Source organism: Pseudomonadota bacterium (genome assembly GCA_037200975.1).
Taxonomy (GTDB): domain Bacteria; phylum Pseudomonadota; class Gammaproteobacteria; order Steroidobacterales; family Steroidobacteraceae; genus CADEED01.
In genome coordinates this window covers 1,948,443-1,961,904 of record JBBCGI010000001.1, presented here as the reverse complement: position 1 = coordinate 1,961,904, position 13,462 = coordinate 1,948,443, and the positions used below count along the sequence as shown (strand labels likewise).

At 65.3% G+C, this 13,462-nt stretch carries 15 protein-coding genes; 7 read left to right on the top strand and 8 right to left on the bottom strand.

Going from position 1 to position 13,462, the window contains the following annotated elements; all coding sequences use genetic code 11:
- The first annotated feature begins 47 nt into the window (after positions 1 to 47).
- Positions 48 to 890, top strand: a complete 843-nt coding sequence (locus WDO72_08680; GenBank protein ID MEJ0085743.1) for a PA4780 family RIO1-like protein kinase — start codon at positions 48 to 50, stop codon at positions 888 to 890.
- Positions 891 to 924: 34 nt separating this feature from the next.
- Here WDO72_08680 and WDO72_08675 read toward each other — a convergent pair whose 3' ends face one another.
- Entirely contained in the window at positions 925 to 1,974 is a 1,050-nt protein-coding gene (locus tag WDO72_08675; GenBank protein MEJ0085742.1) for an alpha/beta hydrolase, read from the bottom strand.
- Positions 1,975 to 2,054: 80 nt separating this feature from the next.
- Here WDO72_08675 and WDO72_08670 point away from each other — a divergent pair, with 80 nt between their 5' ends.
- Positions 2,055 to 2,756 (top strand): VIT family protein, encoded by a 702-nt coding sequence (locus tag WDO72_08670; GenBank protein ID MEJ0085741.1) that lies wholly within the window; start codon positions 2,055 to 2,057, stop codon positions 2,754 to 2,756.
- Positions 2,757 to 2,764: 8 nt separating this feature from the next.
- On the opposite strand, the gene WDO72_08665 is transcribed toward WDO72_08670, so the two are convergent.
- From WDO72_08665 to WDO72_08650, 4 genes are read right to left on the bottom strand one after another with little or no spacing between them, the layout of a single operon-like run.
- A complete protein-coding gene (locus WDO72_08665; GenBank protein MEJ0085740.1) occupies positions 2,765 to 4,060 on the bottom strand; it encodes an ATP-binding protein in 1,296 nt (431 codons plus the stop codon).
- A gap of 10 nt (positions 4,061 to 4,070) precedes the next feature.
- Entirely contained in the window at positions 4,071 to 4,793 is a 723-nt protein-coding gene (locus WDO72_08660) for a response regulator (GenBank protein ID MEJ0085739.1), read from the bottom strand.
- Entirely contained in the window at positions 4,790 to 5,200 is a 411-nt protein-coding gene (locus WDO72_08655; protein MEJ0085738.1) for a DUF3019 domain-containing protein, read from the bottom strand. The genes WDO72_08660 and WDO72_08655 overlap by 4 nt, the downstream gene beginning before the upstream one ends.
- Positions 5,188 to 6,093 (bottom strand): MipA/OmpV family protein, encoded by a 906-nt coding sequence (locus tag WDO72_08650; protein MEJ0085737.1) that lies wholly within the window; start codon positions 6,091 to 6,093, stop codon positions 5,188 to 5,190. Before WDO72_08650 ends, WDO72_08655 begins: the two co-directional genes overlap by 13 nt.
- 191 nt (positions 6,094 to 6,284) lie before the next feature.
- Between WDO72_08650 and WDO72_08645 the strand changes: the two genes are divergently transcribed.
- Entirely contained in the window at positions 6,285 to 6,653 is a 369-nt protein-coding gene (locus WDO72_08645) for a hypothetical protein (GenBank protein ID MEJ0085736.1), read from the top strand.
- A gap of 83 nt (positions 6,654 to 6,736) precedes the next feature.
- Positions 6,737 to 7,363, top strand: a complete 627-nt coding sequence (locus WDO72_08640; protein ID MEJ0085735.1) for a hypothetical protein — start codon at positions 6,737 to 6,739, stop codon at positions 7,361 to 7,363.
- A gap of 78 nt (positions 7,364 to 7,441) precedes the next feature.
- On the opposite strand, the gene WDO72_08635 is transcribed toward WDO72_08640, so the two are convergent.
- A complete protein-coding gene (locus tag WDO72_08635; GenBank protein ID MEJ0085734.1) occupies positions 7,442 to 9,061 on the bottom strand; it encodes a winged helix-turn-helix domain-containing protein in 1,620 nt (539 codons plus the stop codon).
- A 95-nt stretch (positions 9,062 to 9,156) separates the two neighbouring features.
- On the opposite strand from WDO72_08635, the gene mddA reads away from it, so the two are divergent.
- A complete protein-coding gene (mddA, locus tag WDO72_08630; protein MEJ0085733.1) occupies positions 9,157 to 9,924 on the top strand; it encodes a methanethiol S-methyltransferase in 768 nt (255 codons plus the stop codon).
- Between the two features lie 17 nt (positions 9,925 to 9,941).
- Here mddA and WDO72_08625 read toward each other — a convergent pair whose 3' ends face one another.
- Entirely contained in the window at positions 9,942 to 10,298 is a 357-nt protein-coding gene (locus tag WDO72_08625; protein MEJ0085732.1) for a PRC-barrel domain-containing protein, read from the bottom strand.
- Between the two features lie 233 nt (positions 10,299 to 10,531).
- Here WDO72_08625 and WDO72_08620 point away from each other — a divergent pair, with 233 nt between their 5' ends.
- Positions 10,532 to 11,812, top strand: a complete 1,281-nt coding sequence (locus WDO72_08620) for a HAMP domain-containing sensor histidine kinase (protein MEJ0085731.1) — start codon at positions 10,532 to 10,534, stop codon at positions 11,810 to 11,812.
- Positions 11,813 to 12,175, top strand: a complete 363-nt coding sequence (locus tag WDO72_08615; GenBank protein MEJ0085730.1) for a response regulator — start codon at positions 11,813 to 11,815, stop codon at positions 12,173 to 12,175.
- A 102-nt stretch (positions 12,176 to 12,277) separates the two neighbouring features.
- Here the strand turns inward: WDO72_08615 and WDO72_08610 are convergent, their stop codons facing one another.
- Positions 12,278 to 13,396, bottom strand: coding sequence for a S8 family serine peptidase (locus WDO72_08610; GenBank protein MEJ0085729.1), 1,119 nt, complete (start codon positions 13,394 to 13,396; stop codon positions 12,278 to 12,280).
- Positions 13,397 to 13,462 lie beyond the last annotated feature (66 nt).

The following is a 13,462-nucleotide window of genomic DNA, read 5'->3' as shown; positions in this document are numbered from 1 at the left end:
CGGGCAAATCGCCGCCCCGGTGCGTAATCGCGTAGCATGCCGCCGGCATGAAAACCCCTCCCGGCCTGCAGCCGCTCATCGACGATGGCGTCATCGACGAAGTCCTCCGCTCCCTCAAATCCGGCAAGGAAGCCACGGTTTACACGGTGCGCACCGGCACGCAGATTCGTTGCGCGAAGGTCTATCGCGACATGGGCCAGCGCAGCTTCCAGAAGCGCGCCCAGTACCAGGAAGGCCGCAAGGTGCGCGGCAGCCGCCAGGCGCGCGCGATGGCCAAGAGCACGCGTTTCGGCCGCAAGGAAGCGGAGTCGGCCTGGAAGAACACCGAGGTGGACGCGTTATACAAGCTGGTCGAAGCAGGCGTGCGCGTGCCGAAACCGTTTGGTTACTTCAACGACACGCTCGTCATGGAGCTCGTCGTGGACGCGGCAGGCGATCCGGCGCCGCGGCTCGGTGAGGTCGATCTCACGCCGGAGGTCGCACGTGAATACCACGCCTTCCTGATCCGCCAGGTGGTGCGCATGTTGAGCATCGGGCTCATCCACGGGGATTTGTCGGAGTTCAATGTGCTGGTCGCGGCGGACGGCCCGGTGATCATCGACCTGCCGCAGGCGGTGAACGCCGCGGGCAACAACGCGGCTTTCGCGATGCTCGAGCGCGACGTGAACAACCTGCGCGGCACGCTGGGGCGCTTCGCGCCCGAACTACTCGCAACCGAGTACGCTCGTGAGATCTGGTCGCTGTTCAGCGAGGGTCACCTGCAGGCGGATAGCAAGCTCACGGGTGTGTTCGCGCGCGAAGAAGGCATCACGGACCCAACCAACGTGATGAACGTCATCGAAGACGCGCGCGAGGAAAACATCCGCCGCGAGCTGGGGCGCCAGGGCTAACGTCGCCGGGCGTCCGAACTGCGCTTGGTAACGCCTACCGGTGCAACTTCGTCTTCAGAATGTCCCGCACCACGGCGAGCGACGCGTTCGAATCCGCATGCCCCGTATCCGGCACCAGAAAGAATTGCTTCTTCGGTGCCTGAATCCAGTCGAGATAATCCCGCGCGATTTCCGGCACCGCGTTCATGTCCACCGCTCCATGCACCAGGTAGATCGGGATCTCGAACTCGCGCCCAAGCGAGCGCAGATCGATGTCCATCATCGGCCCGGTCATCGACTGACCGACGAAGTTGAAGTGCGCGAAGTTCAGGTCGTCGGCGGCTTCATAGTCCGCCAGATCCTTCTGCGTCGCATATTCGGCTGACGGCGTCATGTCCGGCTTGCTCGCCGTTGCGAGCCTCGACTGGTAGGCAACACGCCACTTCCGAAACGTGCGCCACTTGGCGTAGCCCACCCACGGCTGCGGACCCAGCTGCGCAAGCTCTTCCACCGCAACGGCGTCCTTCGTCTCCCGCGCGTACGCCAGCACGCGCTCATGACTCGCGCGCGAGTTCTCGCGCATGTTCACGAGCTGTGCGGTGCCGATGTACACCGCGAACAGATCCGGGCGTTGTTTGGCCATGCGGATACCCACCAACGAGCCCCACGAACCGCCGACCAGCACGATCTTCTTCTTGTGCAGATGAGCGGTGAGGTGCTCGGCGACCTCGATGCCATCGAGCACGATGCGCTCGTATGAAAGCGTGGCCTCGATCGACGGACCGCTGCGGCCATAACTGCGGCCCGCGCCGCGCTGATCCCACTGCACCAGCGTGAAATCCTTCTCCCATCCCGCGAACATCGCGTCGGCAAACGGGCTGAGCGCATCGCCGGGGCCGCCATGCACGAACAACACGACGGGGTTGTCGCGATTCGCTCCCTTGATGGTGATCCACTGTTCGATGCCGCCAATTGTTACGAATGCACTCTCGTCGATCGGAGTGGCAGCGCCGACACGTGAAGCGCAGCTTGCGAGCCCCAGCAACAGGACGATGCCGCCGGGCGAGAGCCACCACGAACGCGTATGGACCGGAATCGCAGACATGCCGCGATTCTAATCGCAATGCATGTGCGATTCGCCGAGCGCTCGCCGCCGTTGCAAAATCCCGCTATAACGGGCGCCGCATGACCAAACCACGGCACCACAACGAACACCACCGCACCGGCAACCTGGGCTGGCTGCGCGCCGCGGTGCTGGGCGCGAACGACGGCATCGTCTCCACCGCGAGCCTCATCGTCGGCGTCGCCGCCGCCGGCACCGAACAACAAACCATCCTGCTGTCGGGCATCGCCGGCTGGGTGGCGGGCGCCATGTCGATGGCGGCCGGCGAATATGTCTCGGTGCATTCTCAGGTGGACGCCGAAAAAGCGGAGCTCGTGGTCGAGAAGCAGGAGCTCGAGGCGGATCCCGCCGCCGAGCTGCGCGAACTCGCGTCTATCTACGTGAAGCGCGGCCTCGAGCCGGAGCTGGCGAAACAGGTGGCTGCCCAGCTGTCGGCCCATGACGCGCTCGGTGCACATGCGCGCGACGAGCTGGGCCTCACCGCGGAGCTGGCGCCGCGGCCGATCCAGGCCGCATTTTCTTCTGCGTTGAGTTTCACCGGGGGCGCCGCGTTGCCGCTGCTGCTGGTGGTGTTCGTCCACGGCGCCAAGCTCATTCCGGTGGTGTCGGTCGCGTCGCTGCTGTTCCTCGCCTTGTTAGGCGGCATCGCTGCGCGGGCGGGTGGGGCGAACGTGACGAAAGGCGCGATGCGCGTGACGTTCTGGAGCGCATTGGCGATGGCCGTTACCGCGGGCGTCGGCGCGCTCGTAGGCACCACCGTCTAACAGGAATGTCAGGTCCTGGCGGGCAGCGGCCATTCCAGTGCCAGTTTCGCTCCACCCAGGCTTGCACTGGCGCCCGCCACCACGCGGCCGCGATGTAGTGCCGCGATCCGCGCGACGATCGCCAACCCCAGGCCGAACCCGCCCGTGTTGCGGTTGCGGCTGGTGTCGAGACGCGTGAACGCCCGGAAGATCGAGGTGCGGTCGCCTTCCGGAATGCCTTCGCCGTCATCTTCCACCGACAAGCGGTACACGTGGTCGTCGCGCGCGATGGTGATACGGACGGTGTCGCGCGCGTAGCGCAACGCGTTGGCCAACAGGTTGCTGAGGGCCAGCTCCATCAGGCGCGGCTCCATCCATGCCTCACCGAGCCCGTCTTCCCGCACCGTGTCGATGCTGCGCGGATGTTGCCCGCTCGCGGCGACGATCGCCGCCAGCCACGGTTCCACCGGCACGTTCTGCAACTGCATGCGCAGGCCGGGGTGATCGAGCCGCGCGTAGTCGAGCATGTCGGAGATCAGGTCGTCGATCTGCTGCACGTCGTTGTTGATGTCGCGCAGCTGGCCGCGCAGATCCTCATCGACTTCGCCTTCGAGCACCGCGGCCGCGAAGCGCACGCGCGCGAGCGGCGTGCGGATCTCGTGCGACAGCGCCGCGGTCATCTCCTTTTGCGTCTGGATCAGCTGGCTGACGCGTGCGGACATGTCGTCCAGATTGGTGGCGAGGCTCGTCAGCTGCGTGGTGCGCGCCGCGGTATCGAGCGGCTCGCGATAGTCGGAGGCGAACTTCTGTGCGGCGGAGGTGAGCACGGTCAGGTCGCGCAGCAGCGGCCGCAGCCACAGGCCGACGACCGCCAGGATGGACGCATAGAAGATGATGGGCAGGAAACGGCTGAGCGCGCTTTCCGGAGGCGGATTGAACGGGCCCATGCGGATGGATCCCTGCAACGTGGCCGACTGGTACAGGAAGTAGATGTTGCCGGCGTCGTCGGTGAGCGCGCGCGGACCGGGATCGCTGGCCTTGGCGCCGGCGATATCGCCCGCGTCGAGCAGATCGACTTCGAGCCCGAGACGCTGTGCGATATGCCCGGCGACCGCGGCGCGTTCGGCCGGCGGCGCCGCGCCGAGCTCGGATTCCATGAGGCGAAACGTCGAGATGAGCCACGGATCCGCGGTGCGCTGCTCGTGCGATTGCAGCGCGCTGAACCCGGCGTCGAGCAGCACCGCGACCACCAGCAATCCGCCGGCGAGCACCACGTACGAGCGGATGAACAACCCGCGGTGGCGGGCGTTGAGCCAATCCCTCAAGGCCGGTCCTTCAGGACGCGAGCTCCCAGGCGTCAGGCACTAGCAAGTATCCCTTGCCCCACACGGTCTTGATGCGCGTGGGCGCCGCGGCGTCGTCACCGAGCTTGCGGCGCAGTTTGGAGACGCGGCCGTCGATGGAACGGTCGAGCCCGTCGTAGTCGATGCCGCGCATGGTGCGGAACACTTCATCGCGGCTCACGAGCTCACCGGCGCGATGTGCGAGCAGGCTCAGCAATTCGAATTCCTGCGTGGTGAGCGTGACGGCTTTGCCGGACAACCAGACCTCGCGCGAAGTCTCGCTGATACGCAGCGCGCCTAACATCAGATCGGCTTTGCGTTCGCCAGTGGTTGCCGGGCCGCGCTCCACGCGCCGCAGCAGCGCGCGCACGCGCGCCAGCAGCACCATCGGGTCCACCGGTTTCATGACGTAATCGTCGGCGCCTGCTTCGAGGCCGATGACGTGGTCGAGGTCCGTGTCGCGCGCGGTCAGCATGAGGATCGGCACGTCGTGATGTTTGCGCAGCTCGCGGCAGATGGAGAGGCCATCCTTGCCGGGCAGCAGCAGATCGAGCAGCACCAGCCGCGGGCGCTCGCGCGCGAAACGTTCGATGGCGCGGTCGCCGCGTCCTTCGACCGCGATGCGCAGGCCGTTCTGTTCCAGGTAGGTGGCCGTCAGTTCAGCGAGACGGGCGTCGTCCTCGATGAGCAAAATGTCGATGCTGGCGCCGTTCATAAAACATCCCACACGTGCCGGGAGCGCCGCTCGCGCCGCCGGTCGGCCGAGTCCACGCGCAGGACCGAGATTTTGACCTCCGCGAGGGGTTCTTCGCCAGCGGGAGACGTGAGCCAGTAGCGGAAATCCTCGCTGACCTGCCGCTGTTGCTGCAGATCGCCGGCGCGCGCGCTGGGCCAGCAGCGCAGCGGGGTGGGCTGGCCGCCGTCGTTGAGGCAGTACTCAGCCGCCACGATGCTTTTCCAGCGCACGTCGAAGGTCATCGCGCAGCTGGTGGCGCCCTTGTCGAGCACGCACAGCAGCGGCTTGACGATCAGGCTCACGCGCGGTTCCGCCGCGGCCGTGAAGGCCGGCAGCGCCGCGAGCAGACCGCACGCGATGAAGAGTCCGCGCTTCAGAACTGCCATCCCACCCCCGCGAAGTAGCCGAACACATACTCCTGGTCGACCAGCGGGCTGTTCGCGATGTCGTTCTGCAGGCGTTCGTAATTGGCGGACAGCGCGAGCCGCACGCTCTTCGTGAGGTAGTAGCTAGTCCGAAGTCCCGCTTCCCAGCCGACGCCGCCGCCCGGGTGGTATTCGAACAGCACGTTGCTGGATTCGCCCTGGTGCACGCCCCAGTAGTAGTCGCTGAGCTTCGAATTCTTGTAAGACAGCCCCACGCTCGGCGCGACGGTCAGCCGTCCGTGCGTCCAGCGATACGAGTAGTCGGCCGAGATTTCATAGCCGTCGTGCGTGTTGCTCGCGTCGTGAAAGCCGCGCAGCGTCGCGTTGCCCCATTCGCCGCCAAACAACATTTCGACGCCGGCTTCGATCGCGTAATCGCGCTTCGGTGGTTTGAGCGGGACGGGCGCTTCGAGGGGCAGCCCGGTTTCCGGGTTCAGCGCCAACATGGTGGCGCCAAAACCGGCGCGCGCGAAGGTCACGTAGCGGGTGTTCGTCTTGCTGAAGAACGTGCGATCGCTGTTGACGCGCGCCATGAGATTGGCGGTGAAGAAGCGGTTGTCGACGGCCGTGAAGCCGATGTCGCCGTTGTCGAAGAACCAGCGCTTGCCGAACCAGGCGATGTCCACGTCGACGATCACCGGGATGTCGTCGGACTGGATCAGCGGGTTGGTGCGTTCGCCGTATCCGAGCGCGAGGCCCAGCCGCCACGAACGCTCGGGCGGCAGGTTCGACGGCGCGGGCGACGGCGTCGCGGCCGGCGTGCTCGCGGCATCCTCGGCGCGCGCCACCGGCAGGCCCGACAGCAGCCCGGCCGCCATCACCGCCAGCAGGGTTTTCTGGACACGAATTCTCATGGCGCCATTCTAACTAGCACGTGCCCGTGAGCGGCCCGCAGCGCCGCATTTTCCTGTGTGAAAAGTGTGAAAAAGTGTAGCCGCCGGGACGAACAGAATTTGACGAATTCACTCAAATCTCGCGACAGACCCACCCGCGGCGCACCGCTAGCCTGAAATACACGGCATCTCGGCCGAGGGGAGTCTATGTCATGCGTCATCCGGGCAATTGGATCGCTGTGCGCGTTTCGCTCGCCGTCCTGGCGGCAACCTGCGGATTGACCGGCTGCGGGGCCGATGGTTCGAATCCGAAGGACATCAGCATCGACGTGCCGGACGAAAACGGCGTGTTGCGCAAGGTGCGCTCGGCTTCGGAGCTGGAGGGGTTGCTCAAGGGCACGCTGCCCGAAGCCACTCCTGGCGTGACGACTGCGCTGATGGCGGGGACGCCACCGGCGATGGAGGACTTTTTTTACGCGAACCGCTCGTCCATCGACGGTGACGCGGTCTGGTACGTGCACGACGGAGCCGATTGGTCGAGCCAGCGGCCCACGCCGGAGCAGGTGCAAGGGCTCTTCTAGCTGCCAGCGGATCTTCATGGAACCGGGGGAGTGCGCCGCGACACTCACGGACGCTGACTTCTATAACAACTCCGGAGTTTCCAATGAAGATCAAACGCATTCTGGCTGTGGCCAGCCTCCTCGCGGCGGGGACCGCGGTGGCAGGTGGTTCGAATTTTGGCGTGCTGTTCAGTTTCGATAGCGGAGTCGGCGTGCAGCCGTTTCGCAGTGCCGCAGGCGCGCCGGTGCTGAACACCGTCGCGGGAGTGGCGCCGGGCGGCGCTCCGTGGCTGATCAGCGAGTTCGATGCGGTGATCCGCAAGAACGGTGACGTACGCGCGCACGGCGAAGGGGTGTTGCTCGGTGGCGCCGATGGCATCGGGACGCGCGCCGGCCCGCGGCAGGTCGTGTTGTCGCTGTTCTGCCGCAATGTTCCGGTGCCGCCGGCCGTGTCGGCTGCGTTGATCCTGACGCCGTTCAATTCGGAGCCCGTGGATCTCGATGAAGACGGCGATTTCGATGTGCGCGGCAAGCTGACGGATGCGACGGGTGCCACTCCGCCGCTCAATTGCGGTGACACGGTCGACAATCGGCCGGTGCTGCTGATCCGCTCCGTGACTCCGGCGACGGCGACCACGCCGGCGGTGCCAGGTGCGTGGTTCGCGGCGGGCCTGCTGTCGAGCCGGCATGGTGGCAATGGCGGCCACGGCGGCGGTCACGGCGACTACTGAGTTGTTGTTGGGTGCCGGGGTGCAATTGTCGTAATTAGAGTCAGGCCTAATTACGACAATTGCACCCCGGCACCCACCTCATTTGAGCTTCGCCATCATCGCGATGAAGCGCGGTTCGGCGCGCAGCGAATCGTAGTCCTGGTCCTTCTCGACCCAGTCCTTCTTTCCCCAGCCTTTGCTGAACATGCGCTCGAGCAGGTCGAGCGCTTCGTCTTTCAATCCGAGCTTTGCGCGCAGGCAGGCGCCGTTGATGACCACACCCATGTCGTCGGGGTACATCGATTCGGCGCGCCGCGCCCATTCGAGCGCGCGTTCCGTCTGGCCATCTTCCATCAACGCGCCGGCGCCGAAAGACAATACGCGCGCACTGAGCGGGTTTACCTCGAGCAGGCGTTCTGCACGGCGCACCGCCTCGCGGTTCACGACGCGCGCCTCGTCATACTGGCCTAACTGCCGCATGGATTGCGCCTGCAACAGCGGGCTTTCGAAATCCTCCTGCCGCACTTCGCCGGCCTTGCGCCACAGCTCGATAGACTTTGCGGTGTCGCCCGCGGCGAACGAAGCGCGTCCGTAGTAGTAATACGCGTCGAACAGGTTTGGGTTGATACGCGCCGCGGCTTCGAAGTGCGGACGCGCTTCCTCGTAACGCCGCAGGTTCGACAATGTGTACGCGCGCGCCAGGTGCGCATCGGCCAAGTCCGGCGCGAGCTCCATGGCAATGCGGCTGGCACGCTCGGCCTCGCGCAGGTCCTCCTCCTTCGAACCCCACCACTCATACAAGAGTGCATGCAGCGTCGCGAGGCCCGCCCACGCCGGCGCGTATTCCGCGTCGAGTCCGATCGCGCGCTGATACAGCTCGCGCGCCTCATCCATGTTGGGCTGCTGCATCGTGTGCATGCGTTGCCGCCCACGCAGGAAACACTCGTACGTCTCGAGCGCGGTAGGCTGGCGCCGCACGGCGCGCCGCTCGCGGGTAGATAGCGCGCCGCCGCGCAACAACGTTGCCACCTTCTCCGCGATCTCGTCCTGCACCGCGAACACATCGCCCGCGTCGCGATCGAACTTCTCCGACCACTGGTGATAGCCGCTGTCCACGTCGATCAGCTGCACCGTGATCCGCAGCCGGTCGCCGGCCTTGCGCACGCTGCCTTCGAGCAGGCTCGTGACGCTGAGTTTGCGGCCGACCTCGCGCAGATCGTGATCGCCGCGGAACTGGAACGACGACGTGCGCGCCGCCACGCGCAGGCCTTCGATGTGGGTCAACGCGTCGATCAATTCCTCGGCGAGGCCTTCGCACAGAAAGTCCTGATCGCGATCGGGGCTCATGTCGGCGAAGGGCAGAACTGCAATGGTCGCCTGGCCCGCGGGCGCCGCTGCCATTGTTGCTGCCGCGCCCGCCACCTCGGCTGCGAAGCGATAACCCAGCCGATGCCGCGTTTCGATCAGTTGCTTTGCATCGTCACGCAGCGCCTTGCGCAGTTCCTGGATGCAGGTTACGAGCGCATCGTCACTGACCACGGTGCCGCGCCACACGCTGGCGAACAACTGCTGCTTGGAAACCGGTGCGCCCGATCTTTCCAGCAGCGCGGCCAGTACCAGCGCGGCCTTGCGCGTGAGCTTCACTTCGCTGCCGTCTTCCCACAGCCGCGCGGTCGCGGGCTCGAAGCGGAAGCTGCCGAAGGTGAGGTGTGAATCCATGGAATCCCGGCCAAATCCCGGCGTTGTCCCGGGATTCGGGTGGCCCGGCGCGCCTAAGCTTTTGGCACAACGACACCATCGAGACAAGGGATTCCATGAAGCGCCTGGCCATTTTTCTGTACGGCATCGTCTGCTATGCGGTGTTTTTCGGGACGTTTCTGTACGCCATCGGGTTCATCGGCAATTTGTGGGTTCCGAAGTCGATCGATTCCTCGAGGGACGTGGCGCTCGGAACCGCGCTGCTGGTGAACCTCGGACTGCTCGGGTTGTTCGCCGTGCAGCACAGCGTGATGGCGCGACCGTGGTTCAAGCGCGCGTGGACGCGCATCGTCCCCGAGCCTGCCGAGCGCAGCACTTACGTGTTGTTCTCGTCGCTGGCGTTGATCGCGCTGTTCTGGTTCTGGCAGCCGATGGGTGGGGTGGTGTGGAACATCACGTCGGCCGCGGGCATCGATGCGATGTATGCCTTCTACGCGGCGGGCTGGGTGCTGCTGCTGTACGTGACGTTTCTCATCGATCACTTCGACTTGTTTGGTCTGCGGCAGGTGTGGCTGCAGCTCGTGGGCAGGCCGTTCACTGCGGTGACGTTCAAGACGCCATGGCTGTATCGCCAGGTGCGCCATCCGCTGTATGTGGGGTGGCTGATGATTTTCTGGGCGACACAGACGATGACGGTTGCGCATCTCGTGTTCGCGATCATGACCACCGCGTACATCCTGGTTGCGATCCAGTTCGAGGAGCGCGACCTGATCGCGGCGCATCCCGAGTACGCTGAGTACAAGAAGCGGGTGCCTTCGTTGATTCCGTTCACCAGGCGCCGCAAGTCGCAGAGCGCGCGCGTCGCGAGCCGCCGCGCCCTGTGACGCGGCGGCCCGATGCTTCAGCTCACTTTGTAATAGTCGTTGGTGCGCGTGACGTACGATGCGGCGCCGTCGGCCTTGGTCAGCTGGTCGATCGAGTCCGCAGGCGCGGCCTTGAGCTGTTCCTTGCTGTACGGCACGACGTAGCTCTCCTCGCTCTCGACGTAGTCGAGCGCGGACCACGGAATCGGATGGTACTTCTCCTCGATTCCGAGGAACCCGCCGAAGCCGACCACGGCGAACAGGATTTTGTTCGACGTCTTGTCGAGCACGATGTCTTCGACTTTGCCGATCTTTTCACCGGCCGTGTTCTTCACGCTGCTGCCGATGACTCGCTTGGCGCGGATAGCCGCGGTATGTCCGGATGCGGTGGGCATTGCAATTTCTCCATGGGTCTTGTTTGGCAGTTCAGCTTACGGATGGGAGACCGGTCTGCTGCATAGGAGAAGCCCGCGCGCCGCTGTCAGAGACAGGACGGTGCCGGGGTGCAATTGTCGTAATTTAGACGAAGGGCTCAAATCTAATTACGACAATTGCACCCCGGCACCACTTCAGTTTGGGTGGAAGGTGCGGATTGCCGACGCGTCGCAACAAAGGCATCCTAAGGGTCATGCAGCTCGTGCGAGATCCACTTCTCGATGCAGTCACTGCGCTCGCTTCCGCGCGAGACGAGGCTTCTGTTTGCGCCATCGTTCGCAAGGCGGCGCGCGATCTCAGTGAAGCCGACGGCGTGACCTTCGTCCTCAAGCAGGGAGATCACTGCTACTACGCCGATGAAGATGCCATCGCGCCGCTGTGGAAGGGCAGGCGTTTCCCGATCGAAGCCTGCATATCCGGCTGGGTGATGCTCAACAAGACGCACGCGGTCGTCCCCGACATTTATGTCGATGAGCGAATTCCGCATGACGCCTATCGCCCGACGTTCGTGAAGAGCCTGGTCATGGTGCCGGTCCGTCGCGAAGATCCGATCGCCGCCATCGGCGCGTACTGGGCGCGTTATCACGCCGCGACGCCGGCGGAAATCGGTGTATTGCAAAGCCTCGCGGACGCCGCCGCGCTGGCGCTTTCCAACGTGCAGCTCGATGCCGAGCTCAAGGCGGCCTTGCGCCAGGAGCGGGAAGCGCGCGCCAGCGCCGAGAGTGCGAGCCGGCTCAAGGACGAATTCCTCGCGCTGCTGTCGCACGAGTTGCGCACGCCGCTGCACGTGATCAACAACTGGTTGTGGCAGCTCAAGCAGGGCAAGAGCATCCAGCCGTCGATTCTCGACAAGGCGCTCGAGGTGATCGAACGCAACACGGCGTTGCAGAGCCGCCTGGTGGACGACCTGCTGGACGTGTCGCGCGCCGCGGCCGGGAAACTCTCCATCGAATCGAAGCTGGTCGAGATCGGTGCGCTGGCGGCCGCGGCGGTCGAACTGGCGCAACCATCGGCGCGCGAGAAATCCATCAAGTTGTCGCTCGATGCGACGGATCGGCTTCATGTATGGGGCGATTCCGACCGGCTGCAGCAGGTGTTGCTGAACGTGATCGCCAACGGCATCAAGTTCACCGGCAAGGGCGGCAATGTGAACGTCCACGTCATGCGCGATGGTTCGCGCGCCGTGATCGAAGTGACGGACAACGGTGCTGGCGTGCCGGCCGATTTCCTGCCGCACATGTTCGAGCGCTTTCGGCAGGGAGACGTGGGATTGACGCGCCGCCAGGGTGGGCTGGGTCTGGGGCTCACGATCGTGCGCGAGATCATGGCGCTCCACGGCGGGACCGTGAATGCGTTCAGCGCCGGGCCGAACCAGGGAACGACGATACGGCTGGAATTCGCCGTGGCCGACCAGGCGAATGCTGGCGGCGAACTGATGCAGCAGGCACGTCGCGCCGATACCCCGGTGCATTGAATGTCGGCCACCAAGGTTCTGGTCGCGGAAGACTATGACGACGCGCGCGACGTGATGTCGATGGTGCTGCAGTCGGTGGGCTTCGAGGTGTTCGAGGCGCGCGATGGCATCGAAGCGTTGCAGGCGGCGCGCGTGAACAAACCTTCGGTCATCATCATGGACATGTTCATGCCGAACATGGACGGGTTGACCGCGACACGGGTCCTGCGCGACGAACCGGATCTGCGCCGCATCCCCGTGATCGCGCAGACCGCGCAACCGAGCGTGATCTCGGGCTCGCGCGAGTTGTTCGACGCCGTGCTGGCGAAACCGTGTTCGCCGGAGCTGCTGATCCGCACGATCTCCGATGTGTTGGCGCGGTAGGAGAGGGGAGAGTGGTGCCGGGGTGCAATTCTCGTAATTGAGTCGTCGTTCTTGCACGCGCCAGCGCCGGCGCAATTACGAGAATTGCACCCCGGCGCCGCTCTATCTAATCGTCACCGCGATCTCATCGCTGCGGAAGTTCGATTCGCGGCAGGCGACGCGCAGCAGGCCCGAGGAGCGGCGTAACACCGCGGCGGGGATGGTCATCTTCCCGACGCCCGCGCGAGCATGGGCGAGCTCGCGCCAATGTTCGTCGCCGTGCGGTTTGAACAACGCCACGGCGTTCACGCACAGCGCCGACGCGTAACGCATCCGCCAGGTGACGGTGGCGTCGTTGAGCGAGGACCAATCGAGCGGCCCTTCGGTGGCGAGCTCGATCGGCCCGAGCACCGCATTCGCCACATTGAGCACGCGGCCGCCCCGGCAACTGCCGGCGAGCGCCGGATCCGGCGTGCCGCTGACGACCAGATGCTCCTTGATCTCGTGATATCCCCAGCCGGGATTCAGCGCTTTCACCAGCGCGGCACAACCGCTCACGTACGGCGCGCCGATGGCGGCATTCGACAATCGTGTGTGTCCGCTGCCGCGCCAGGCCGGCACGTGCGCAAAACCGGGGGCGGCCAGATCGGCGCCGGCCGCCGGAAAGCCGGACAGCGGCGTGCCAGCCTCGTCGACGGACAGCACCGCGATCTGGTTGGGCACCGGATCGTCTTCGTCCCCCGCCAACGGCGCCGGACAGTGTTCGGAAGCGGCGCACACCACCAGCGCATTACGCGCGGCGGCGTATTGGATCGCGCGCCGCACGGCCGGCAGCGTGAGCTCCACACCGGGTGCGATGTTGATGATGCACGCGCCCATCTCGACGGCGTATTCGATGGCGTGCGAAAGATCGAGCGCCTGCGGACCCGCACCGCAGGCGAACCGGACCGGCAGGATGCGTGCCTCCGGCGCGACGCCCGAAAAGCGCTCGACGTCGCTCGACCGTCCCGCCGCCACTCCCGCCGCATGTGTGCCGGCGATTTCATGTTCGCCGCGCACCGGCAGCGCCGCCATGTCGCGATGGATGTTCGGCCCGATCAGCGGGTGATCGACCTGCACGCCCGCGTCGATGATGCCGATGATCACGGCGCTGCTGCCGCGCGTCCTGGTCCACGCGCGCTCCACACCGAGCCATTCGAAAGCTGCGCCGAAGCGGCCCTCAGGGGCCGCGGCAATCGTCATGGGAACCCCTCGGCTGTTTCGGATGATCAGCCGCAGTCAGTCTTCTGCGACGAGCCGCGAGACCCT